A 25,573-nucleotide genomic window follows, 5' to 3' on the forward strand; every position below is an offset into this window, starting at 1 on the left:
ACTGTGTTGGAAAAGCTCAAGGCACCGGCGGCTCCAGGGGAGCGCCTGCCGGCGATATGGCCTGGACCTGGAAAATAAGTGAGAATGCTGGCCACTGGCGGCCGGCAAATCGCGCCTATCATATCCAAGAATCGTCACTAGCTCACTAGCTTAAGGCCCAAGGCGCAAATGAAACGATCTGCTTTCTTTATCTCCGACGGCACCGGCATCACGGCCGAAACGCTAGGCCAAAGCCTGTTGGCACAGTTCGAAAACATTACCTTCGCCAAGATGACACGTCCTTACATAGACAGCGTCGACAAGGCGCGGGCCATGGTACAGCAAATCAATAAAGCCGCCGAAACCGACGGTTTCCGCCCGATCATCTTCGATACCATCGTCAATCAGGACATCCGTGAGATTCTCGCAACGTCCAATGGTTTCATGATCGACATTTTTTCCACCTTCCTGGCGCCCCTGGAACAGGAGCTGAGCGAGCACTCTTCCTACTCGGTCGGCAAGTCCCATTCCATTGGTCACAACTCCAACTACATGGAGCGGATCGAGGCGGTCAACTTCGCGCTGGACAACGATGACGGCGCCCGCACGCATTATTACGACAAGGCCGACCTGATCCTAGTGGGCGTGTCGCGTTGTGGTAAGACACCGACGTGCCTGTACATGGCGATGCAATTCGGCATCCGCGCGGCCAACTATCCGCTGACCGAAGACGACATGGAGCGCCTGCAACTGCCCAGCGCCCTGCGTGCCCACCAGCACAAGCTGTTCGGCCTGACCATCGACCCGGACCGCCTCACGGCGATCCGCAACGAGCGCAAGCCCAACAGTCGCTATTCAAGCTACGCCCAGTGCGAGTTCGAAGTGCGCGAGGTGGAAAACCTGTTCCGGCGGGAGAACATTCCCCATATCAACTCCACGCATTTTTCCGTGGAAGAGATTTCGGCGAAGATCCTGGTGGAGAAAGGGGTGGAGCGGCGGTTCAAATAACCAGACGATGAAAACCTGTGGGAGCGAGCTTGCTCGCTCCCACAAGGGATAGGAAGTCTTCCGGCCTAGGGTTTCAACCGCTCAACCAACGCCTGCCCCACCGCCAGCGCCGAGGCCGGATTCTGGCCGGTGATCAATTCCCGATCCTCCACCACATGGGCAGTCCACGGCGTGGTGTTGCTGCTGTACTGCCCGCCAGCCTGCTGCAACGCGGTCTGTGGATAGAATTTCATGCTCCCGCCGCCCAGCAGCCCCTTGGCCAACTCTTCTTCCTGATTGCTGATTACCGTCATCCTGTACCCGGCGTAGATCCAGTCGGCCTTGGCCGAGGCCTGGCCTTTGGTAGTCAACTGGCCAACGAAGTCCTTGGCATCAGGCAGGGTCGACAGCAACGCGATCGGCCCGTGGCAGACCAGCGCGGTGGTCTTGCCCTTGTCATGGAAGTGCGTCAACACCCGCCCCAGCGGTGCGCTCGTGAGCAAATCCTGCATGGGCGCATGCCCACCGGGAATGTACAGGGCATCGAACTGTTCCAGACCGATCTGCTCGACACGGGCCAGGCTGATCACCGGTGAGTCCTTGGCCGAAGTGATGTTCAGTTGAGCCAGCAACGCCTGATAGCGCTCCAGCTCCGCCGGATCATTGTTGAAGTACATCTTGTCCATCGAGGACCGATCCAGCGTCGGCGCCCTGCCCTCCGGGGTGGCGAACGTCACGTGGTGACCGGCATCCAGCAACAGCTTCACCGGTTGCAGCAATTCGTTGAGGTAAAACCCGGTGGAAAAGACCTTGCCTTTGTTCAGATCCAGATGATCGGAATCCGACAGGACCACCAGCACGTTATCGGCATGGGCCGCGACGCCAATACCCGCCAGAACAACAGACGTTGCCAAGGTCGTGAGCTTTTTCATGATGACTCCAGGATGTTTCGATAAGAGATGCGCTCACTGTATTGATGCGTTAACCGGCGATAAACTGGCGAACCGGAACATCACTTGGCCCCTGGAGGCAACAATGGCCCGTCGATTCGATTATCTGGCCGACGTGGAAGCTTTCGTCACGGTCGTGGAAAAAGGCACGCTCAGTGCCGGTGCCGTGGCGCTGGGCACCACGCCTTCGGTCCTGAGCCGCGCCATCTCCCGCCTCGAAGCCCGGCTTGGGGTGCAACTGTTGCGACGCACGACCCGGCGGCTGAACCTGACCGATGCCGGTACGTTGTACCTGGAACAGTCGCGCTCGGCCTTTGCCCTGATTGACGACGCCGAGCGGCGAATCCAGGGCCAGGACGGTGTCTTGACCGGTCGCGTGCGCTTGAGCGTGCCGACCACCTACGGTCATTACCGCCTGCCATCGCTGCTGTCGCGTTTCGCCGAGGCCTACCCGCAAGTTCGAGTCGAGCTGAGTATCACCAACCGCAATGTCGATCTGGTGGCCGAGGGGTATGACCTGGCGATCCGCCTTGGGCCGCTGCCGGACAGCGGCCTGGTCGGGCGCAAGCTCGAAGACGCCCGCCTTTGCCTGGTGGCCGGGCCGCATTACCTGGAGCGCGCCGGAATACCCCGGCACGTCGATGAACTGGCTGCCCACGCCTGCCTGCCCTTCGTAATGCCCAGCAGCGGACGCATCGCACCCTGGCTGTTTCGCGACAATCATGAAGACCGGGAATGGCTGCCGGCGGGCAATGTGCAGGTGTCCGATGACGTATTGGGCATCGTGTCCCTGGCACAGGCCGGGATGGGGATCTGCCAGACCTATGAATTCATTGTCCGGGAGCGAATCGAGCGCGGGGAACTGGTGGCTTTGCTGGAGGACTTTGGCGGGCGCAGCCGACCCTTTTCAATCATCTACCCGCCCCATCGGCAATTGCCGGCGGCGGCACGGGCGTTGATTGATTTTTTGATTGAGCAATAGCGGGTAACGCCGGCCGGCCTCTGTGGGAGCGAGCTTGCTCGCGATTGCGGAGTGTCAGCCGGCATTAATGTTGCCGATCCACCGCTATCGCGAGCAAGCTCGCTCCCACAGTGGTTCTGATGTGACTGCAAGATCTGTATTCTCCCGCAGCCTTGCTGTGGGAAGCTTTCTTGCTGCCACAGGCTCTACATTTAGTGGGCTGCAGCCGCCTGCTCGTCCATTTTCTTGCGCAGGCTCAGCGGGCGCATGTCGGTCCAGACTTCTTCGATGTAGGCCAGGCACTCCTTCTTGAAGCCGCTTTTACCGACGGTACGCCAGCCCTCGGGGATGGCCTTATAGTCTGGCCAGATCGAATATTGCTCTTCGTGGTTGACCACGACCTGAAAGACGATGTCCTCGCGGTCGAATACTGAAGTCATGGGTGTCTCTCCATCTTTGCTCGAGGTTCGCTGCGTCACATGCGCAGCCAGGATATGAAAGGAACGTACGGGGCCGGTTGAAAATTAGCTGTCGGTGACCGCCGCATGCAGGGCTCGCCCGAAAATCTCGGCGACCCGGTCGATTTCGGCGCGGGTGATGATCAACGGTGGCAGGAACCGCACCACGCCGCCCTGGCGACCGCCCAGTTCCAGGATCAGCCCGCGCTTGAGGCATTCGCGTTGCAGCCGTGGCGCCAGCTGGGCATGCACTGGTGGATGGCCCTGGGCGTCCGGCTTGCCCGCCGGGTCCACCAACTCGACACCGAGCATCAGCCCCCGACCGCGGATATCGCCCAGTTGCGGGTAGTCCCGCTGCAGGATGTGCAGGTGCTCGCTCAGGCGTTCGCCCATGGCGGCGGCGTGGGCCGGCAGGTCGTGCTCGCGCAGGTAGCGCATGACCGCGGAGCCGGCGGCCATGGCCATCTGATTGCCGCGGAAGGTCCCGGCGTGAGCGCCCGGCAACCAGGTGTCGAGCCAGTCGCGGTAAACCACCACCGCCAGCGGCAGGCTGCCGCCAATGGCCTTGGACAACACCACCACGTCCGGGATGATCCCGGCATGCTCGAAGGCAAACATTTTGCCGGTACGGCCGAAGCCGCTCTGGATTTCATCGACGATCAACGCCACCCCTGCCTGCTCGGTGATCCGCCGCAAGCCGCGCAGCCAATCCAGGTCGGCGGGAATGACTCCGCCCTCGCCCTGCACCACTTCGACGATGACCGCCGCCGGCAATTGCACACCGGCCTCCGGGTCGTTCAGCAGGTTTTCCAGGTAATGCAGGTTGGCCTTCACGCCCTCGACACCGCCCAGCCCGAACGGGCAGCGGTAATCGTAGGGGTATGGCATGAACTGCACGCCGCTGCTGAGCAAGGCGCCCAAGGGTTTCTTCGGCCCCAGGCTGCCCATCAGGCTCAATGCCCCCTGACTCATGCCGTGATAACCGCCCTGGAACGACAGTACGGTGCTGCGTCCGGTGGCGGTACGCACCAGCTTGAGGGCGGCTTCCACCGCGTCGGTACCGGTGGGGCCGCAGAACTGGATCTTCGCCTCGGCGGCCAGCTCCACCGGCAACAGGCCGAACAGGTCCTGGACGAAGCGGTCCTTGACCGGAGTGGTCAGGTCCAGGGTGTGCAACGGCAACTCATCGGCCAGCACCTGCTGGATCGCGTCGATCACCACCGGGTGGTTATGCCCCAGGGCCAGCGTGCCGGCGCCGGCCAGGCAATCGATGAAGGTGCGGCCCTCGACGTCCTCGACATACAACCCCTTGGCGCGCTTGAGCGCCAGGGGTATGCGCCGTGGATAGCTGCGGGCATTGGACTCCTGCCGACTCTGGCGAGCCAGCAGCGGCGACTCATTGAACTGGTAGAGCGTCTCGGCCGGCACGGGGCTGACCCGGGCCGGCTGTGCTTCGATAAGGCTGTTGGCGACTGACATCTCTCGACCCCGCAGTACGTAGTGACCCAAAACGACACACCGGGCAGGTGCGCATCTGGTCGGGGCGCACGTGCAGGTTTCCTGTTGTGGAAACGCATCAGCCACGGGAGGATTTACTCGCGGGCAGCACTTTCTCCTGTGGCGCGATTAGTGGCTTGTGCATCGCGATGGCCTTGACCCCGCCGATGGCGCGGGCGTCAGCGCTTTGCTCGAACCCCAGGTGTCGATAGAACGCCTGGCTGCTACGGGTGCTGTTGAGGCGCACCCGGGCCACCCCGCGCCCGCGCAGCCAGGCCTCGATGTCCCGCACCAGCGCCCGGCCGACACCACGGCGGAAGGACTCCGGCTGTACGTAGCAGAAGGCGATCCGGCCACTGGCCGAGGCCATGGCGACACCCGCCGGCCGCCCCTGCAAACGTGCCAGGGTCAGCCGAAAGCCGGGATCGACCAGCCAGGGGCGGATATGCGCGAGGGTGTGGTTGCGTACCCAGGCGGCGACGACAATGGGGTCGTTGCGGTGTTCGGCGGCACACCCGACCCGGATGGAGCGTTCGGCGATCCGGCTGATGATGCCGGCATCGCTGGGCGTGGCCGTGCAGATTTCGATGAAGGTGTCCATGGCGCGGTTTTCCTCAGTCCTTGAGTCGAGCTGAAAAAAACATAGACCCGGATAAGGCCGGGGCGCCAATGGCAGGTCGTTACAGCAGATGTACGCAAATCCCTGGTATGGGAGCACAGCGCTGTTCTTAGAACTTGCCTGAACCTGTGTGGCGAGGGGATTTATCCCCGCTGGCTGCGCAGCAGCCCTCGAGAAGACAACTCAATCAATCTGACACAGCGGGTTCGCAACTTTTGGGGCTGCTGCGCAGCCCAGCGGGGATAAATCCCCTCGCCACAGGTTCATCCACCTAGCCGACCCCTACCTGCACCGGCATCGTCAACTCGACCCGCAATCCATCCGGGCGGCTGTCGAAATGCAAGCCGCAACCGCAACGCTGGACAATGGCCTGGACGATCGCCAGCCCCAGCCCGCAGCCAGTGCTCTGGCCGTTGCGCCAGAAGCGTTGGGTCAAGTGCTGGATGTCGTCGGCGGCGATGCCGGGGCCATGATCGCGGACCTGGAAACGCACGCGCTGGCCGATCATTTCCAGGCTCAGTTCCACATCGGTATCGTCCGGGGTATGGCGCAGGGCGTTATCCAGCAGGTTGCGCAAGGCGGCGATAGACAGCACCGCCGGCATCTGCACCGGCGCGTCGGACAGCCCTGGGGCCAAGTGCAATTTGATTCGCCGGGACTCACTGCTGGCCGCGTCCTGGATCGCCAGTCGCGCGACCTGCTCGGCGTTGCAGTGCACGCCATCGTCGAACGACAGGCTGCCTTCGACCCGAGCCAGGAGCAGCAACTGTTCGAGAGTGCGATGCATGCGGTCGGCGCCCTCCTCGGCCCGTGCCAGGGATTGGTCGCGGGCGGCGCCCTCGGTCATGCGCGCCACTTGCAGGTGCGTCTTGATGGCGGTCAACGGGCTGCGCAGCTCGTGGGCGGCGTCGCCGGTCAGCCGTCGCTCGCGCTCGATGGTCTTGCCGATGCGCTGGAACAGCTGGTTCTGGGTCTCCAGCAATGGACGCAACTCGCTGGGCAGCGGATGGATCTGCAAGGGCTCCAGGGAATCGGCATTGCGCCGCATCAGCGCATCGCGCATGCGATTGAGCGGCGCCAGGCCCTGGCCGATGCCCAGCCACAACAGGCACAGGCAACCGAGCAACGCCACGCCCACCGGTACCGAGGCGGCCAGCAATATCGACATGTTCAAGGCTTCGCGCTCGATCTGGCGGTCGGCGGTGGTGATGCGCAAGTCGCCTCGGGCCAGGGTGAAGCTGCGCCAGGGCGCACCGTCGATCATCTGGTCGTGGAAGCCCATTTTCTCGGCTTCCAGGGCCTGTTCCGGGGTGCCGTGGCTGCGGGCCAGAATCTCGCCGCGCAAGGAACTGACCTGACAGGCCATGCCACCGGGAACGCTCAATTGCTCGGAGCTCAAGTGCGTGCCGTCGCCCTTGCTGGGCAATGGCGGCATCTGTTCCAGCAACCCGGCAACCATCCGCGCCGAGGCCACCAGGCGCTGGTCGAGGGAGAACATCATCTGGTTGCGCAGATCACTGAGCATCCACGCCGCAGCCAAGGCCCAGATCAGGGCGAAGGCCGCGCCGAGGGTCAGGCTCAGGCGCAGTCGCAGGCTCATCACTTGGAGGGCTCTCCGCCATCGGCCGGCCCCAGGCGATAGCCCAGGCCGCGCACGGTCTCGACAATGCCGTTACCCAGTTTGCGCCGCAGGTGGTGGATATGGACGTTGAGGGCATTGCTTTCCAGCTCGTCGCTGAACCCGTAGACGCTGTCCTTGAGTTGCTCGGTGGACAGCACCCGGCCGCGACTGTGCAAGAGCGCCTGCAACAGCGATTGTTCGCGCCGGGACAGATCCACCGGCTGGCCGTCCAGGGTGGTTTCCCGGCTGCTGGGGTCGTAGGTCAGGCGACCGTGCTCGATCAGGTTGACGCTGCGCCCCGCCACGCGCCGCAGCAACGTGTGCAGGCGCGCCGCAAGCTCGCGCAGGTCGAAGGGTTTGAGCAGATAGTCATCGGCCCCGGCCTGCAAGCCGTCGACCCGGTCGGTCACCGAATCTCGGGCGGTGAGGATCAACACCGGCGTCTCCAGCCCCTGCTGGCGCAGTTGCCGGAGCAGTTTGAGACCGTCCTCATCGGGCAATCCCAGGTCCAGCACCATGACATCGAACTCCGCCACGCCGACCATCGCCCGCGCTGCCGATGCGGTGGCCACGTGCTCGACCGTCAGGCCCTGCGCCGTGAGGCCGGCAACGATCCCGCTGGCAATCAACTCATCGTCTTCGCAGACCAGTACGCGCATGGTAAGCCCCGTGGAAAAAGGTACATTAGGCCGCCGGCCGATTAAGCCGACATTATGCGACGAGTACGGCAAACATGGGCGATCATTACGGCCTGCCGGTCGCCGCCGGGTTAATCGACGGTTAATCGCCAGTCGCCATTGTGTTTTCCACTCGCTTCGTTCTAAGGCTTTATCCATGCGTCGATTGTTTTTGCTGTGGCTGTTCCTGATCTCGGGCCTGGCCCAGGCCGCCAATCCCTTCGAAACCAAACCCGATTTCCTGCCGGTGGAGAAGGCGTTCGTGTTGACCTCCGAACGCCTGGACTCCGGTGAAACGCAGCTGTTCTGGCAGATCGCCGATGGGTACTACCTGTATAAGCAGCGGCTCAGGTTCGATGGCCTGGCCGAGGCGCAGAAACCCAAGTTGCCGGAGGGCGAGGCCCACAGCGATGAGTTTTTCGGCGACCAGCAAGTCTATCGCCAGGCGCTGGAACTGAAGATCCCAGCCGATGCCACGGGCCAGATCAAGGTGGGCTTCCAGGGCTGTGCCGACGCCGGCCTGTGCTATCCACCCCAGACCCAGGTGATTGACCTGGGCGGCAGCGCACCGGCGGCAGCCACTGGCGAGGCGCCGGACCAAGCCTTGGCCAGCGGCCTGCAGCAACGGGCCTTGGGCTGGAACCTGCTGGTGTTCTTCGGCCTGGGCCTGCTGCTGGCGTTCACCCCCTGTTCGCTGCCGATGCTGCCGATCCTGGCCGGGCTGGTGGTGGGCAGCGGCGCCGGGCCGAGACGCGGCCTGGCCTTGGCCGGCAGCTACGTGATCAGCATGGCCCTGGTGTATGCGGCCATGGGCGTGCTCGCCGCTCTGCTAGGGGCCAACCTCCAGGCGCTGCTGCAACAACCGTGGCTGCTGGGCAGCTTCGCGGCCGTATTCGTGTTGCTGGCGCTGCCGATGTTCGGCTTCTTCGAATTGCAATTGCCGGCGGCGCTGCGTGATCGCCTGGAAAACGCCGGACGCCAGCGACGCGGTGGCAGCCTGGTGGGCGCCGGCGTGCTCGGCGCCCTGTCCGGCCTGTTGGTAGGCCCGTGCATGACCGCCCCGCTGGCCGGCGCCCTGCTGTATATCGCCCAGAGCGGCAATGCGCTGCACGGCGGGTTGATCCTGTTCACCATGGGCATCGGCATGGGCCTGCCACTGTTGCTCTTGGTGACCGTGGGCAACCGCTTCCTGCCCAAGCCCGGCGCCTGGATGAACCTGCTCAAGGGCGTGTTCGGCTTCCTGTTCCTGGGCACCGCGCTGCTGATGATTCGCCCGATCATCGACGGCTCGCTGTGGATCGGACTGTGGGGCGTGGTGCTGTTGATCGCCGCCTACAGCGCCTGGCGCCAGACCGGAGGCTTCGGCCGCATGGCCTACCTCTGCGGCAGCGCTTCGCTGCTGTTCGGTCTGTGGGGCAGCCTGCTGGTGATTGGCGCAGCGGGCGGTGGCGATGATCTCTTCCAACCCCTGAAGGTCTACGCTGGCAGCGAGGGTAGCGCGACCGCCAGCGCCCACGATACATTCGTGACCGTCAGCGAGCCCGCCGCCCTGCAACGGGAACTGGACGCCGCCAAGACCCAGGGTCAGTGGGTACTGCTGGACTATTACGCCGACTGGTGCGTGTCCTGCAAGATCATGGAAAAACAGGTCTTCGGCCGCGCCGAGGTGCTGGACGCCCTGCAAGGCGTGCGCCTGCTGCGCCTCGATGTCACCGCCGACAGCCCCGCCAGCCGCGAGTTGCTGAACCGTTACCAGGTACCGGGGCCGCCGAGCCTGCTGTGGATCGGCGCCGACGGTGAAGAGCGCCGCAGTCAGCGGATCACCGGGGAAGTCGACGCCAAGGCGTTCCTCGAGCGCTGGAACCTCACCCGGGATGCGCGCTGATGCTGACGTTCACCCTGGGCACCTTCGCCATCGCCCTTAACCATCTGTTGCTGATCAGCGCCCTGGCCCTGGCGACCTTCGTCGGCTGGCGGGTGGCCAGGCGCGGTGGGGAGAACCCTGAGTCGGTGCTGTTCGTGCTGTTTCTACTGGGGCTTTTGGCCGCACGGATCGGCTTCGTCGTCGCCTATTGGCAACATTACCGGGACGACCCGTGGCAGATCGTCGACCTGCGGGACGGCGGTTTCCTCGCCTGGCCGGGGATCGTGGCGCTGCTGATGGGCGCGTTATGGTGGGCCCGACGCCGCCCGGCCCTGCGCCGCCCATTGGGCTTCGGCGTCGGCAGCGGCTTGCTGTTCTGGCTGGTGGCGACCCTGTCGTTGACGATTTATGAACAAGGCACCCGGCTGCCGGATATCAACCTGCGCACCGCCGACGGCCAGACCGTGAAGCTCACCGACTACCAGGGCGGCCCGCTGGTGATCAACCTCTGGGCCACTTGGTGCCCGCCCTGCAGACGTGAAATGCCAGTGCTCGAAGAAGCCCAGCAACAGCGTCCGGACCTGACCTTCCTGTTCGTCAACCAGGCCGAAAGCATGCAAAGCGTCAGCACCTACCTGGCCACCCAGGGCCTGAGCCTGACCAACGTGTTGTTCGATGGCAGTGGCCGCCTCGGCCAGGCCGTGGGTTCCATGGCCCTGCCGACCACCCTGTTCTACAGTGCCGACGGCCGCCTGCTGGGCAGCCACCTGGGTGAATTGTCGGAAGCGAGCCTGGCCCGCGCCCTGGAAAACTTCGAAACGCCGGATTCGTTCACGACGCCCCACTCCGCCACAAGGAAACCGCCATGCCCCGCCTCCGCCACCTGCTGACCCTGGCCGTCGCCGCCGCACTGTCGCAGGCTCCGTTGCTCCAGGCCGAAGAATTGCCTGCGGCCATCAAGAAGATCGAAGCCAAGGGTGCGAAAATCGTCGGCACTTTCGAGGCCCCGGACGGGTTGCGCGGTTACGCGGCGCAATACCAGAACCGCGGCATGGCGCTGTACCTGACCCCGGATGGGCAACACGTCCTGCTGGGCAACCTGTACGACGCCGACGGCAAGGACCTGAGCGCCGAACCGCTGCAAAAACTGGTCTATGCACCGATGGCCAAGGCCATCTGGACGAAGATGGAAGCGAGCAACTGGATCGCCGACGGCAACAAGGATGCACCGCGCACGGTGTACCTGTTCAGCGACCCGAACTGCCCGTACTGCAACATGTTCTGGGAACAGGCCCGGCCTTGGGTCAAGGCCGGCAAGGTGCAGTTGCGCCACATCATGGTGGGCATCATCCGCGAAGACAGCCCGGGTAAGTCCGCCGCCTTGCTGGCCGCCAAGGACCCGGAAAAAACCCTGGCCGAGCATGAAAAGGCCGGTAAGGGCAGCCCGCTCAAACCGCTCAAGGAGATACCGCCGGCCATCCAGGCCAAACTGGACGCCAACCAGCAGTTGATGGACGAACTGGAACTGTCCGCCACCCCGGCGATTTTCTATCTGGATGAAAAAGGCGACCTGCAACAGCAGCAAGGCGCGCCATCGCCAGACAAGCTGGTGAAGATTCTCGGGCCGAAGTGACCGACAACCACTGCCCCCTGTGGGAGCGAGCTTGCTCGCGATGACGGCAGATCAGTCAGCATTGATGTGACAGGCACATTGCAATCGCGAGCAAGCTCGCTCCCACAGTGGATTTGCATCGAGCACAAATCCCTGCTCGCGATGCGGTGGATCAGCTGCGCAAGACCTTCAGCAACGCCTCGGTCACGAACTCCGGATTCTCAAGATTGGAAATGTGCCCCGCCTCCGGCACCGGCACATGCAGGCAACCAATCAGTTCGGCCATTTCCAGTGCCTCGGACGGTGGCCTTGGTTTGTCCTGGTCGCCGCACATCACCAGGGTGCGCTGAGCGTTGAGTTCATGCAGGCGCCCCCGCATGTCGTCCCGACCGAAAATGATCCGCCCCAGCGGTACGATGCTGGAGCGCAGGCGATCGCTTGGCAGCGCGGCCAATGTGGCGCGAAACTGCTGGTAGAGCGCCGATTGCGGGTCGATGCCCGGCCGGAAGAAGATCGGCACGATGATGTCCAGCAACGGCTCGGGGACGCTGCCGCTGGCTTCAATCTTGTCGAACAGTGAGAAGTAGTACTGACGGGTCTGTTCCGGCTCGACGCCCACATAAGTGTCCATCAGCACCAGCGACTGGATCCGCGTAGGCGCCGCCAGCGCCAGCCGCGTCCCCCACATCCCGCCCACCGAAAGCCCCACCAGGTGGAAGCAGTCGATGCTCAAGTAATCCAGCAGCTCCATCATCTGGCGGGCCAGATCGTTCAGCGAACTCATGCCCTCCGGCATCTGCCCGGACTGGCCATGGCCCCAAAGGTCCGGAGCGATCACCCGGTAATGCCTGGACAACACCTCGATCTGCGGCGCCCACATGGCGTGGTCCCACAGATAGCTGCCGCCCAGTAACACCACCGGGCCCTGGCCCTGGTCCAAGTAGTAAAGGGGTTGTCCGTCGATCGTTGCAAAGGGCATGGGTGACCTCCTTGTTTGAGTCTGGAAAAAAGCTTGGGAAGACTGAGCCTCGAAGCGCGAGGCGTCAACCTTGGGTTTTGCGCTGATTGTGCAGCCGCCATCGCGAGCAAGCTCGCTCCCACAGAAAATTTGCGTCGTACACAAATCCACTGTGGAAGCGAGCTTGCTCGCGATGGTCTTGTTAGACGCCGCAAAACTACATGCCTTCCAATTCCGCCATCAAATCATTCAGCCGGTCCACCTTCTCCTCAGTGATTTCGCTGGCCGCCAGCCCATCGATGTAATCGGCCAGTTCCAGCACCGTGCTGCACTCGAACATCGCCCGTAGCGGCACGTTGCGTTGCAGGGCCTTTTGCACCCGTGAGGCGATTTGCGTCGCCAGCAAGGAGTGACCGCCCAGCTCGAAGAAGTTGTCCCGTACCCCCACCCGCTCGACTTTCAGCACCTGGGCCCAGATGTCTGCCAGGGTCTGCTCCAGTTCATTACCGGGTGCCTGATAGTCCTGGCTTTGCAACTGGCCGATCTCCAGGGCCGGCAGGGCCTTGCGGTCGAGCTTGCCGTTGGCGTTGAGGGGCAGACGATCGAGCCACAGCCAGTGCAGCGGCACCATGTAGTCCGGCAGTTCGGCCCGCAGGCGCTGCTTGATGCGCTCCAGGCGTTCGGCGGGTTTGAGTGCCGAGTCGGTGGCCACGAGGTAGCCCACCAGATGCTTGCCATTGGCGCCCTCCTGCACGCCTACCGCCCCATCGCGCACTTCCGGCTGTTCATGCAAGCGCGCTTCGATTTCACCCAGCTCAATGCGGTAGCCGCGAATTTTCACCTGATGGTCGATGCGTCCGACGTATTCCAAGACCCCGTCGCTGCGCCGCCGCGCCAGGTCGCCGGTGCGATACAGCCGCTCTCCCGGTGCCCCGAACGGGTTCGGCACAAAGACCGGGGCGGTGCGCAACGGATCGCTGACATACCCGCGTCCGACTCCAGTACCCGCCACGCACAACTCACCCACCGCCCCCAGCGGCACCAGGTCCAGCGCGCCGTCGAGCAGGTACAAACGGTTGTTGTCGGTGGGCGTGCCAATCGGCAGGTAAGTGCCACGGGTGGAAGCCATGTCGACCCGGAAGAACGCCACGTCATCGGAGCATTCCGCCGGCCCGTAGGCATTCACCAGGCCAATGTCCGGATAGCGTAGCAACCATTGATGGGCCAGCTCCGGCGGCATCGCTTCGCCGGTGGGCAGCATCCAGCGCAGGCCGTCCAGACCGATACGCTCCTGGGCGAGCATGCCCTGGATCAGCGACGGCACGCTTTCCAGCACGGTGATGCCCTGCTGCTGAACATGCTCCAGCAACCCTTGCGGGTCGTGGGCGATGGCGTTGGGCACGATGTCGACCCGGGCGCCGAACAACGGTGCGGCCAGGAACTGCCAGACCGAAATATCGAAGCTTTGGGAGGCCGTCTGGGCGATGACATCCGCCTCGCTCAGCGCCAGGTACGGCACTTTGCTCAGTTGGTTGTTGAGCATACCCCGCTGTTCCACCATCACGCCTTTGGGCAGGCCAGTGGAGCCGGAGGTGTAGATCACGTAGGCGAGGTTGTCCGGCCCGCTGTAGACGCCCGGGTTTTGCGGCGAAAAGTCACCGGCCTGGACGGTTTCCCACACCAGCAACTTCGGCCGTGCGGAGCAAGCGAACTCGTCCAGCAACGCCTGGGCCTGGGCCTGGCAGGCCTGGGTGCAGACCAGCAAAGGCGTGCAGCTCAATTCGATGAGGCGACTCAGGCGCTGGCTCGGCAGGCCGGGATCCAGCGGCAGGTAGCCGGCACCGGCCTTGAAGCTGCCGATGATCATGCCCAGCAGTTGCGCATCCCGTTCAGCCAGCAACGCCACCGGCTGATCCAGACCGACCCCGGCCGCAATCAGCGCGTGGCCGAGGCGGTTGCTGCGCGCATTCAACTCGGCGTAGCTGTAGGTCGTGTCCAGGCAACTGACCGCAAGACGTTGCGGATGGACCGCGACCCGCGCCTCGAACAGCTCGACGTAGCTCTGCTCCAACGGATAGGCATGCTCGCTCTGGTTGCAGCCTTCGATCAGGAAGTCCTGCTCTTGGGCACCGATCAGCGGCAACTCGCTCATGTCACCGTGCAAGCCCTCCATCAGCGCCAGCAGCAGCCGTTTGAACTCACTCAGCAAACCCTGGACGGTGGCTTCATCGAAGTAGCGCTGGTCGTAGGAAAGGTGCAGCCCCAGGTCATCCCCCGGGTAGCAGACCGCCGTCAGCGGGAAATTGGTGTGGGTACGGCCCGAGTCGGAGGTGGCATTGAGGCTTTGGGCACGGTCCAGCACCGAGACTTCCACCGGCGCGTTCTCGAACACGAACAGACTGTCGAATAGCGGTTGGCCCTTGGGCAGTTCGCTGACTTCCTGGATGCTCACCAGCGGCAGGTATTCGTACTCGCGCAGTTGCATGTTGCTGTCCAGCAAATCGCTGAGCCACTGGCGCACGCTGCAGCGCTGATGGTCCTCGGGCATCTGCACGCGCAAAGCGATACTGTTGATGAACAGCCCGACGGTGCGTTGCATCTGCGGCAACTCCACCGGGCGCCCGGCCACGGTGACGCCGAACAGCACGTCGCGGTCGCCGCTGACCCGGCGCAGGACCAGGGCCCACGCCGCCTGGGCGAAGGTATTGACCGTCAGTTGATGGGCCTGGGCCAGTTCCCGCAGCCGTGCGCCGTCCCGGGCATCGAGACGGGTGTAGCAGTCGCCGACGATCATGCCGCCACTGTCACCGGCGTGCTCGCGCAGGAACGGCCGGTCGCCAGGGATCGGCGTGGTCCGCTCGAAGCCCTGCAGGTTGCGCTTCCACCACTGCCGGGCTGCGTCGAGGCTCTGGTGTTGCAGCCAGCCGATGTAGTCGCGATAACGCGGCGGCACGGCCAACTGCGGCTCGCGCTGCTCGCCCAGGGCGGTGTAGATCTCGAAGAAGTCGTCCATCAGCAACGAACGGCACCAGGCATCGATGAGGATGTGGTGGTTGCTCATCATGAACCAGTAGCGCGCCGCGCCGACCCGAATCAGCCGCAGGTGGAATGGCGCCTGGTTCAACAGATCGAAACCGGCCTCGCGTTCATCCTTGAGCAGGGCCTGGAGCTTGGCTTCCTGGGCGTCTTCAGGCACCTCGGACCAGTCGAGGTAATCCACCGGCGTACGGCCGGGCTTGTGGATGATTTGCAGCATGTCTTCGCCGACGTTCCAGCAGAACGACGCGCGCAAGGCTTCGTGGCGGGCGATGACCGCCTGCCAGGCCTGGGCAAAACGCTGTGGGTCCAGTTCGCTGTTGATGCGGTAGCGATCCTGCATGTAGTACAGACCGGTGCCCGGCTCCAGCAGGGTATGCAACAGCATGCCTTCCTGCATGGGCGTCAACGGGTAGACGTCGTCGATCTGCGCGGCCGGCACGGGCAGGCTGTCGAGCTGGCCCTGGGTCAGCTTCGCCAGGGGGAAGTCCGATGGCGTCAGCCCGCCCGCCTCGTCCGTCAGGCAGTGTTCGATGAGGCGTTGCAACTCATCGAGGTAAGCCTCGGCCAGGGCCGCGATGGCCTCGCGCTCATGGCGCTGGGTACTGAAGGTCCAGCGCAGCACCAGCTCACCGCCACTGACCTGGCTGTCGACGCTCAACGCGTTGGGTAGCGGCGCATCGGGATCGTGGATGGCACCCAGGGGCGCATCCAGCGGCTGGAACAGCGCCTCCTGACCCAGGGTCTGGTCGAGCTGACCCAGGTAGTTGAAGGTGATCGCCGCGTGCGGCAGGCCGGCCATCGCCTCGCGAGTCGTCGCGTCCGCCAGGTAGCGCAGCACGCCATAACCGAGGCCCTTGTGGGGCACCGCGCGCAGTTGCTCCTTGATGGTCTTGATCGAGGCGCTGAAATCTTCAACCGCCGGACTCAGGCGCACGGGATAGACGCTGGTGAACCAGCCGACGGTGCGGGTCAGGTCGAGGTCGTCGAACAGCGCTTCGCGGCCGTGGCCTTCGAGCTGGACCAAGGCCGAATCATGGCCGCTCCAACGGCACAGCACCCGGGCCAACGCCGTGAGTAGCAGGTCATTGACCTGGGTCCGGTAGGCGCTTGGGGCCTGTTGCAGCAATTGCCGGGTACGCTCGGCGTCCAGGCGCACAGTGACGGTTTGCCCGTGACGCTCCTGCAGCCCGCCGTCAGGATTCGCGCACGGCAGTTGCACTGGCGCACCGCTCAATTGCGCTTGCCACCAACCCAGTTCCTCGCGCAGGGACTCGCTGCCGGCGTAGGCTTGCAAACGCCCGGCCCAGTCACGCAACGGGCTGGTCTTGGCCGGCAGTTGCGCCGCCTGCCCGGCGACGAGCTGGCGGTAGACGGTTTGCAAATCGTCCATCAGCACCCGCCACGACACACCGTCCACCACCAGGTGATGAATGACGATCAACAACCGTTGCCGGCCATCTGGCAACTGCGCCAGCACGGCACGCAGCAACGGCCCGGTGGCTAGATTGAAACGGCTCTGCGCCTCGGCAAACAACGCTTCGCACGCCTGGGCAGTGTCCACGCAGACCTGCTGCAACAGCACAGCGTCAGCCAGCGACTGGTGCTCGGCGCGCCAATGTCCGGCGCTTTCGTCGAAGCCCAGGCGCAAGGCATCGTGGTGCTGGAAGACGCTGCGCAGCGCCTGTTCCAGCCGTTGCGGGTCCAAGGTCGTGGTCGGCTCCAGCAGCAACGCCTGGTTCCAGTGATGCCGGTTGGGGATCGGGCGGTCGAAAAACCAGTGCTGGATCGGCGTCAACCCGGACGCGCCCTGCAACAGGCCCTGCTCGGCATGCACTTGCTGGCTGCGCGTGGCGACGGCGGCCAGGGTCTGTACGGTCTGGTGCTGGAACAAGTCCCGGGGCGTGAAATGAATACCCTGCTGCCGGGCGCGGCTGACCACCTGGATGGACAGGATCGAATCACCGCCCAGCTCGAAGAAATTATCGTTGAGGCCCACCTGCGCCACGTTCAGCACGTCGCACCAGATCGCCGCCAAGGTCTGTTCCAGGGCATTGCTCGGCGCCACGTAGTGCTGGCGATTGAGTTCAGGATCGGGCAGCGGCAAGGCGCGGCGGTCGAGCTTGCCGTTGGCGGTCAGCGGCATGCTCGCCAGCAGGATCAGATGCGTGGGTACCATGTAGTCCGGCAACTGGGCCTTGAGGTGGTTTTTCAAGGCGTCGCGCAGGGCCGTTTGTCGCTCGTCGTCCTGGCTGGCGATGTCGCTCACCAGGTAGCCGGCCAGTTGCTTGCCGCCAGGCGTGTCGAGGGCCAAGACCACGGCCTCGCGCACCGCCTCATGTTCCAGCAGGCGGGTTTCGATTTCCCCCAGTTCGATGCGGAAACCACGGATCTTCACCTGATGGTCGATCCGTCCCAGATACTCCACCAGCCCATCGGCACGCTGGCGCACCAGGTCGCCGGTGCGATAGAGCCGCCCACCGTCGATGGCGAACGGGTCGGCGACGAAACGCTCGGCGGTCATCCCCGGACGCTGATGATACCCCTGGGCCAGACCGGCGCCGCCCACATACAACTCGCCCGTGGCACCCGGCGGCACCAACGCCAGGTCGGCGTCGAGGATGTAGGCGACCCGGGCACCGATCACGCTGCCAATCGGCACACTGGCCGCGCCCTCCTCCAATTGCTCGGGGGCCAGGCTCGCCAGGGGCATGACCACGGTTTCAGTCGGGCCATAGGCATTGAAAAACAGGCTCGGGCTGAACGCCGCGCGAATGCGCTGCAAATGCTCGCCCGTCAGGGCTTCGCCGCCGGTGATGCACATGCGCACCGGCAAGGTCTGGCCCTGGGTCGCCAACCATTGCGCCAACTGGCTGCCGTAGCTGGGGGTGAAACCAAGGATGTTGATGCGATGCTGGCGAATCAGCCCGCAGATTTCCTCGGCGTCCCACTGGCCCTGGGCCCGCAACACCACGTGGGCACCACTGAGCAGCGGCACCAAGAGGCGTTCGGTGGCCGCATCGAAGTTGATGGAATAGAAATGCAGCTCGCAGTCGTCCGGGCGCATGCCAAAACGCTGGATCACCGCCTGGCAATGCATGGCGATTTCACCGTGGGACACCACCACGCCCTTGGGCTTGCCGGTGGAACCGGAGGTGTAGATCAGGTAGGCCTGGTGTTGCGGCAGGTTGATCAACGGCAGCGAGTGATCCGGGTACTGCGCCAAGGCCGGCGAATCGTCTTCCAGGCACCAGCAACCCACGCCGTCGGGCAGTGCACCGAGGGCCTGGAGCATCGCCCGGTCGCTGAGCAGCAGGCTGATGCCACTGTCTTCGATCATGTAGTGCAGGCGATCCAGCGGGTATTCCGGATCCAGCGGCACGTAGGCACCGCCGGCCTTGAGAATCGCCAGCAGGCCAACGACCATTTCCAGCGAGCGCTCCAAGGCCAGGCCCACCCGCACCTGCGGCCCGACGCCTACCTCGCGCAGGCGCCAGGCCAGGCGATTGGCGCGGCTGTCCAGTTGTGCGTACGTCAGGGTCTGCCCGGCGAAGGTCAGGGCCGGCGCGTCGGGACGCGCCCGGGCCTGTTCGTCGAACAGTGGGTGAATGCATTGGTCCAGGCGATGCTCACCGGGCTCGACGCCCAGGCTGTCGAACAGTTGTTGCTGCTCGCCGACATTGAGCAACGGCAGTTCGCTCAGGCGTCGGGCCGGGTCGTCCAGCAGCGCTTCCAGCAGATTGCGCCAGTGCCCGGCCATGCGCGCGATGCGCGGTTCGTCGAACAGGTCAGTGCTGTAGGTCAGGCAGCAACCCAGGCGCTGATCCAGGTCGGTGACTTCCAGGTTCAGGTCGAACTTGGTGGCCCGGGCGTCGTTGACCAGGTATTCGACGGTCATGCCGGCCAGCGTGCGGCTCTGCTGGAACTCCCAGCGCTGCACGTTGCACATCACCTGGAACAACGGGTTGTAGGCCGCACTGCGCGGTGGTTGCAGGGCTTCCACCAGATGATCGAACGGCAAATCCTGATGGGACTGGCCTTCGATGACGGTGTGGCGCACCTGTTCGAACAGTTCGCCCACCGACATCTGCCCGTCGAGCTGGCAACGCAGCACTTGGGTGTTGAGGAACGCACCGATCAGCCCTTCGCTTTCCGGGCGGATGCGGTTGGCCACCGGCGCGCCGATGCGCAGGTCGGTCTGGCCGCTGTAGCGGTAGAGCAGCACGGCCAGGGCGGCGGTCATGGTCATGAACAGGGTGAGGCCCTGTTGCGCATTGAAGGCGCGGACCCGCGCAGCCAGCTCATCACTGAGATCGAAACGGAACAGTTCACCGCGATGGCTTTGCACCGACGGACGCGGGCGGTCGCCGGGCAGCTCCAGCAGCGGATGCTCGCGGCCCAGTTGCGCGGTCCAGTAGTCCAGCTGCCGTTGACGCTCGCCGGACTCCAGCCACTGGCGCTGCCAGACGCTGTAGTCCAGGTACTGCACCGGCAACGGCTCCAGTGGGGATTCACGGTCGTCGACAAAGGCTTCGTACAGTGCGCTCAGTTCACGGGCGAAAATGTCCATCGCCCAGCCTTCGGTGACAATGTGGTGCAGCGTCAACACAAAGTAATGCTCATGCTCGGCGGTCTTGGCCAGGCAGGCCCGCAGCAACGGTCCGGTTTCCAGGTCGAAGGGCTGGTGGGCCTCGCTGTCCGCCAGTTGCTGCACCCGCTGCTGACGAATGTCGGCGGCCAGCATCGAGAAGTCCTTCCAGTCCATGCGCAGGCCCGTCTCGCCGTGCACCTGTTGGCAGGCCACGCCGTCGACACTCGGGAACGTGGTGCGCAGGGTTTCGTGGCGCAGGATCAACGCTTGCAAGGCCGCCTCGAAGCGCCCGACATCCAGTACTCCGCGCAACCGCGCCATGCCGCCGACGTTATAGGCCGGGCTGTCCGGCTCCATCTGCCAGAGAAACCACATGCGCTGCTGGGAATACGACAGCGGCACCGGTTGGCTGCGGTCGACCTTCTCGATGGGCGGCTGGCGGTTGGTCTGGCCGCTGGCCTGGATCAAGCGTACTTGCTCGGCGAAAGCACCCAGTTCACTCGCCTCGAACAGCGCCCGCAGCGGCAGTTCCACGTTACAGGCCTGGCGCGTGCGGGAAATGATCTGGGTCGCCAGCAGCGAATGGCCGCCGAGGGCAAAAAAATCGTCCCGCAGGCCGATGCGCGCCAGTCCCAGCACCTCGCGCCAGATACCGGCGATTTGCTGTTCGAGGGCGCTGACCGGCTCGACATGCTCGCGCACCTGCCATTGCGGTTCGGGCAAGGCGCGGCGATCGAGTTTGCCGCTCGGGCTCAAAGGCATGACGTCCAGACGCAGCAGTTGGGCGGGCACCATGTAGTCCGGCAGTTCGGCGGCCAGGGCAGCCTTGAGCCGGGTGTTCAATTCATCCTCGCCGTGGGCGACCTCCGGCGCGGTGTAATAACCGATCAACTGCGGGCCGGCCGAGGTGTCGCGCACCAGCACCGCCACTTGGGCGACGCCGTCCTGGGCCAGCAGGCGCGCTTCGATTTCCTGCGGCTCGACCCGAAAGCCCCGCAGCTTGACCTGCTGGTCGAGGCGGCCGAGGTATTCGATCACGCCGTCGGCGCGCCAACGTGCCCGGTCACCGGTGCGGTACAACCGCGCACCGGCCGGTCCCATCGGGTCGGCGACGAAACGCTCGGCGCTCAGGCTCGGACGCCCGAGGTAACCCCGGGCCAGGCCCAGGCCGCCAATGCACAGCTCGCCCGGCACACCGGCGGGCACGGGATTGAGGTCGCTGTCGAGCACCCGGCACAACACGTTGCCCAGGGGACGGCCGATGGGCGAGCGCTCGCCATCAGCGTCGGTGCAATGCCAGTGAGTGACGTTGATCGCGGTTTCGGTCGGGCCGTAGCGGTTGTGCAACTGTGCCGACGGCAGTTGTGCCAGCACCCGGTTGCGCAACTCGGCCGACAAGGCTTCGCCACCGCAGAACAGCCGGCGCAGGCTGGTGCAGCGGGCGCTCAGCGGCTCTTCGACAAACAGGCTGAGCAGCGGCGGTACGAAGTGCAGCGTGGTGACGCCAAACTGCTGCACCAACTGGGCGATGCGGTGCGGGTCACGGTGCTCGCCGGGGCCCGCCAGGACCAGTTGACTGCCGGTGATCAGCGGCCAGAAGCATTCCCAGACCGACACGTCGAAGCTGATGGGGGCCTTTTGCATCAGCACATCGGTGGCATCCAGCCCATAGGTTGCTTGCATCCATTGCAGGCGCTCGGCCAGGGCCGCGTGGGTGTTGCCGACGCCTTTGGGCTGGCCGGTGGAACCGGAGGTGTAGATCACGTAGGCCAGGTGATCGCCGTGCAGGTGCAGGCCCGGCGGATTGCTCGGCCATTGTTCCAAGTGCAAGGCGTCCATGGCGATGACACTGACGCCGTCGCAGGCTGGCAAACGCTCCAGCAGCGCGGTCTGGGTCAGCAGCAGGTCGACGCCGCTGTCGTCGAGCATGTAGGCCAGGCGTTCGGCTGGGTAGTCCGCATCCAGCGGCACATAGGCACCGCCGGCCTTGATGATGGCCAGTACACCAACGAGCAACTGCGGCGAGCGCTCGCAGGCAATCGCCACGCACACGTCCGGGCCAACGCCCTTGTCCCGCAAGTAATGGGCCAGGCGATTGGCCTGGGCGTGCAGCTCGGCATAATCGAGTTGACCACCGTCCCAGCGCAGGGCGATCCGTTGCGGCGTGCGGCGGGCCTGCTCGTTCAACAGCTCCGGCAGCCATTGGTTGGCCGGCGCGCACGGGGCCGCGCCCCACTGCTGCTGTTGGCTGTGTTCATCGGCGGTCAATAACGGTACATCGCCGATGGCTTGCTGCGGATCGGCACAGACCGCCCGTAACAGGTTGCAGTAATGGACTGCCATCCGCTCGATAGTCGCCGCCTCGAACAGTTCGTCGGCGTAGTCGAACGACAGGGTCAACCGGCCGTTGCGATCTTCTTCGCTGTGCAATTGCAGGTCGAACTTGGCTTCGCGGCTGTGCCACGACAACTCCTCCGCCAGCAGCCCCGGCAGACGGCGCAAGGCACTCAGGTCGCGTTGCTGGTGGTTGAACATCACCTGGAACAGGCCTTGCTCGCGCGCCTCGGGAAACGCTTCGAGCAGTAGTTCGAACGGCAGATCCTGGTGGGCCTGGGCCCCGAGCGTGGCTTCCCGGGCCTGGACCAGCAGCGCGGCGAACGGTTGACGGGAATCGACCTGCCCGCGCAGCACCTGGGTGTTGATGAAGAAGCCGATCAGCCCCTGGGTTTCCAGGCGCGGACGGTTGGCGTTGGGCACACCGACGCGGATGTCGGATTGCCCGGTGTAACGCTGCAACAGCGCCTGGAAAGCTGCCAGCAACAGCATGAACGGCGTTGCGTCATGAGCCTGGGCCACTTGGCGCAGGGCCTCGCCGAGGTCCTTGTCCAGGCGCAGGCTGTGCCGCGCGGCGCTGCGCTGGCGTTGAGCGCTGCGTGGATGATCCGTGCCCAGCACCAGGGCCGAATGTTCAGCGCCCAGTTGCTGCTTCCAGTAGCTGAGTTGGCGCTCGGCCTCGCCCTGGGCGAGCCACTGGCGTTGCCAACTGCCGTAGTCGGCGTATTGCAAAGGCAATGGCGCCAGTTCAGCAACCTGGCCTTGGGAGGCGGCGGCGTACACGCGGGAGAATTCTTCGATCAATACATTCATCGACCAGCCGTCGGCGATGATGTGGTGCAGCGTCACCAGCAGTTGATGGTCATCCTCGTCGAGGCGCAACAGGGTGACCCGCAGCAGCGGTCCCTTCTCCAGATCGAACAGCGTGGCCGCTTCGTCTTCTCGAACCTGCCGCGCCCGGGCTTCGCGCCGGTTGACAGGTTCGTCACTGAGATCGACCACCTGCAGCTTGAATTCGCCGGCCGGATCGACCTGTTGCAAGGCCACCCCATCCCGCTCCAGGAACCGCGTGCGCAAGGACTCGTGACGCTCGATCAGTTGCTGGAAACTGGCACGCAGCGCGTCTTCGTCCAGCTCGCCGCGCAGGTGCAAGGCACCGGGAATATTGTAGGCACGGCTCGTCGGGTCGAGCTGCCAGGTGATCCACAAACGGTTCTGCGCCAGGGATTGCGGCAGTGGCGCATGACGCGGCAATGGGCTGATCGCGCCCTGGGCCTGGCCGCCGTCCTGCTGCTGGTTCGCCACCGCTGCCGCGAACGCAGCCAGGGTCGGCGCTTCGAACAGCAGGCGAAGGTTGAGCGCCAGCCCGAGGGTTTCGCTCAGGCGTGCGATCACCTGGGTGGCGGCGATGGAGTTGCCGCCCAGCAGGAAGAAATGATCGTCGGCCCGGACCTGCTCGACCTGTAATTGCTCCCGCCAGACCTGACCGATGAGGGCCTGCAACTCGGAGGACGGGGCGAGTTCGTCAGCCACATCTGCTGCGGCTGACGGGAACTGTGCGTAACTGTCCAAACTGCCGTCGGCCAACCGGATGCGGCAGGCCGAGCGCTGCAACTTGCCGCTGGAGGTCTTGGGCAATGCGCCGGGATTGAGCAGCACCACCACGCTCGGGGCTTGCTGGCAGGCCTCGGCCACGGCTTGGCGAATGGCGTTGATCAAGGCTTCGGGTGGCAGGATTTTCTGCACGCTGCGGCTGATTTCCGCGGCGATACCGATGCCCTCCTCGCCGCTGTCGTTGACCGCGAACGCCGCCACCCGACCCTTGCGCACCACCTCCACTTCGCGCTCGATGGTTTGCTCGATGTCCTGGGGATAGAGATTGTGCCCGCGCACGATCAGCAGGTCTTTCAGGCGACCGGTGATGAACAGTTCGCCGCCGCGCCGGAAACCCAGGTCGCCGGTGCGCAGCCAGGTCCGGCCCTCGTGCTGGACAAAGGTTTTGGCGCTGGCTTCAGGGTTGCGCCAGTAACCCAGGGCGATGCTCGGCCCGGCGGCCCAGACTTCACCGATCTGATTGTCGACCAACGGCTGCAACGTGGCGGGCTCGACAACCAGCACCGCGTGCCCGGGCTGGCTGACACCGCAACTCATCACCGCGCTGCCCTGCCCCGGCTCGGCCCGGTTCTGCGCCAGAGCCGCGTCATCCACTCGCAACGAAGGAATGCCGTGGCGGCGCGGCGTGCCGGCGACGAACAAGGTCGCTTCGGCCAGGCCATAGGAGGCCATGAAATTGTCCGGTGTGAAGCCGCACGGGGCGAATTTCTCGGCAAAACGTTCCAGGGTATCGAGACGGATCGGCTCGGAGCCGGAATAGGCCACGCGCCAGCCGCTCAGGTCGAGACGGTTCAGGGCCGAATCACTGACCCGTTCGCTGCACAACCGATAGGCGAAATCCGGGCCGCCGCTGATGGTGCCACCGTACTCGCTGATCGCTTCGAGCCAACGCAGAGGCCGGGCCAGGAAATAAGCCGGGGACATCAATACGCAGGGGACGCCGCTGAACACCGGCTGCAACAGACCGCCGATCAGCCCCATGTCGTGATACAGCGGCAACCAGCTGACGATGACGTCGTCGGGGTTCAGGTCGATGCCGAAGCCATGGCGGATCAGCAGTTCGTTGGCCACCAGGTTGCCGTGGCTGACCTGCACACCCTTGGGCAGCGCGGTGGAGCCGGAGGTGTATTGCAGGAAGGCAATGTCATCGTCCTGCAGTGTCGGCATCCGCCATTGCCCGGCGTGGGCCGGGTCGAGGGTATCGACGCACAACACCGGCGGTGCCGATTCGATGGCTTGCAACGGCTCGCGCAGATCGCTGCTGGTGAGCAGCAGGCGCGGTTCGGCGTCGGCGATGATCGACAGCAGGCGCTCCTGATGGTGGCGACGGGCGGACTCCGGCGGATAGGCCGGCACTGCGATCACCCCGGCGTAGAGGCAGCCAAAGAACGCCGCGACGTAATCCGGGCCACTGGGAAACAACAGCACGGCGCGATCGCCCAGCGCCGCTTCGGCCTGCAAGGCGCCGGCGATGGTCCGGGCGCGCAGGTCCAGGTCGCGATAACTCAACACCACACTCTGCCCAGGGGTGTCGGCAAGGAAGCGCAGGGCCACCCGGTCCGGCGTCAACGCGGCGCGGCGCTGGAGGGCATTAGCCAGGGTGCTGGGGAGTTCGAACGCGTCGGTCATGGGGGGTTCCTGCCTGAATTCGGCTTGCAAGTTGTCCCCCATGGAACGGATAGCCGCGGCAAATAATTAGTCGGGCAGGCGACTCACCGAGGCCTGCAGTCAAGCAGCCAACTGCCAGGCACCGCGGCAATGGGTCGCGGCGCCGAGGCTGGACTTTATTGCATCAATAATTCTTCTTCTCAATTG

General features: G+C 64.6%; 13 protein-coding genes. 5 read left to right on the forward strand and 8 right to left on the reverse strand.

Annotated elements, in window-relative coordinates; genetic code table 11:
* The first annotated feature begins 168 nt into the window (after positions 1–168).
* Positions 169–987: a posphoenolpyruvate synthetase regulatory kinase/phosphorylase PpsR gene (locus BT125_RS14525; protein ID WP_072407939.1), complete on the forward strand. Its 819-nt coding sequence runs from the start codon at positions 169–171 to the stop codon at positions 985–987.
* A 65-nt stretch (positions 988–1,052) separates the two neighbouring features.
* Here the strand turns inward: BT125_RS14525 and BT125_RS14530 are convergent, their stop codons facing one another.
* Entirely contained in the window at positions 1,053–1,898 is an 846-nt protein-coding gene (locus BT125_RS14530; RefSeq protein ID WP_072407941.1) for a type 1 glutamine amidotransferase domain-containing protein, read from the reverse strand.
* Between the two features lie 103 nt (positions 1,899–2,001).
* Here BT125_RS14530 and BT125_RS14535 point away from each other — a divergent pair, with 103 nt between their 5' ends.
* Positions 2,002–2,898 (forward strand): LysR family transcriptional regulator, encoded by an 897-nt coding sequence (locus BT125_RS14535; RefSeq protein WP_072407943.1) that lies wholly within the window; start codon positions 2,002–2,004, stop codon positions 2,896–2,898.
* Positions 2,899–3,089: 191 nt separating this feature from the next.
* On the opposite strand, the gene BT125_RS14540 is transcribed toward BT125_RS14535, so the two are convergent.
* From BT125_RS14540 to BT125_RS14560, 5 genes are all read right to left on the reverse strand, one after another.
* Complete coding sequence (locus BT125_RS14540; protein WP_072407945.1) at positions 3,090–3,317, reverse strand: MbtH family protein; 228 nt, start codon at positions 3,315–3,317, stop codon at positions 3,090–3,092.
* A gap of 84 nt (positions 3,318–3,401) precedes the next feature.
* Positions 3,402–4,814, reverse strand: a complete 1,413-nt coding sequence (locus BT125_RS14545; protein WP_072407947.1) for an aspartate aminotransferase family protein — start codon at positions 4,812–4,814, stop codon at positions 3,402–3,404.
* Positions 4,815–4,911: 97 nt separating this feature from the next.
* The gene (locus tag BT125_RS14550) at positions 4,912–5,433 is read right to left on the reverse strand and encodes a GNAT family N-acetyltransferase (RefSeq protein WP_072407949.1); all 522 of its coding nucleotides are present in this window, start codon (positions 5,431–5,433) and stop codon (positions 4,912–4,914) included.
* 289 nt (positions 5,434–5,722) lie between these two features.
* Complete coding sequence (locus BT125_RS14555) at positions 5,723–7,054, reverse strand: ATP-binding protein (RefSeq protein ID WP_072407951.1); 1,332 nt, start codon at positions 7,052–7,054, stop codon at positions 5,723–5,725.
* Positions 7,051–7,731, reverse strand: coding sequence for a response regulator (locus tag BT125_RS14560; protein ID WP_072407953.1), 681 nt, complete (start codon positions 7,729–7,731; stop codon positions 7,051–7,053). Before BT125_RS14560 ends, BT125_RS14555 begins: the two co-directional genes overlap by 4 nt.
* A gap of 175 nt (positions 7,732–7,906) precedes the next feature.
* Here BT125_RS14560 and dsbD point away from each other — a divergent pair, with 175 nt between their 5' ends.
* The 3 genes from dsbD to dsbG are packed head-to-tail and all read left to right on the forward strand — an operon-like array spanning position 7,907 to position 11,246.
* Positions 7,907–9,634 carry a protein-disulfide reductase DsbD gene (dsbD, locus tag BT125_RS14565; protein ID WP_072407955.1) on the forward strand — a complete coding sequence of 576 codons (1,728 nt, stop codon included), beginning with the start codon at positions 7,907–7,909 and terminating at the stop codon, positions 9,632–9,634.
* Positions 9,634–10,503, forward strand: a complete 870-nt coding sequence (locus BT125_RS14570; protein WP_072407957.1) for a TlpA family protein disulfide reductase — start codon at positions 9,634–9,636, stop codon at positions 10,501–10,503. The genes dsbD and BT125_RS14570 overlap by 1 nt, the downstream gene beginning before the upstream one ends.
* The gene (gene dsbG, locus BT125_RS14575) at positions 10,479–11,246 is read left to right on the forward strand and encodes a thiol:disulfide interchange protein DsbG (RefSeq protein WP_072407959.1); all 768 of its coding nucleotides are present in this window, start codon (positions 10,479–10,481) and stop codon (positions 11,244–11,246) included. Before BT125_RS14570 ends, dsbG begins: the two co-directional genes overlap by 25 nt.
* Positions 11,247–11,397: 151 nt before the next feature.
* On the opposite strand, the gene BT125_RS14580 is transcribed toward dsbG, so the two are convergent.
* Both BT125_RS14580 and BT125_RS14585 read right to left on the reverse strand, forming a co-directional pair.
* Positions 11,398–12,204, reverse strand: coding sequence for an alpha/beta fold hydrolase (locus BT125_RS14580; RefSeq protein ID WP_072407961.1), 807 nt, complete (start codon positions 12,202–12,204; stop codon positions 11,398–11,400).
* A 196-nt stretch (positions 12,205–12,400) separates the two neighbouring features.
* Positions 12,401–25,387 (reverse strand): non-ribosomal peptide synthetase, encoded by a 12,987-nt coding sequence (locus BT125_RS14585; RefSeq protein ID WP_072407963.1) that lies wholly within the window; start codon positions 25,385–25,387, stop codon positions 12,401–12,403.
* Between the last annotated feature and the right edge of the window lie 186 nt (positions 25,388–25,573).

The organism is Pseudomonas sp. NFACC04-2, assembly GCF_900119265.1.
Classification (GTDB): Bacteria; Pseudomonadota; Gammaproteobacteria; order Pseudomonadales; family Pseudomonadaceae; genus Aquipseudomonas; species Aquipseudomonas fluorescens_AA.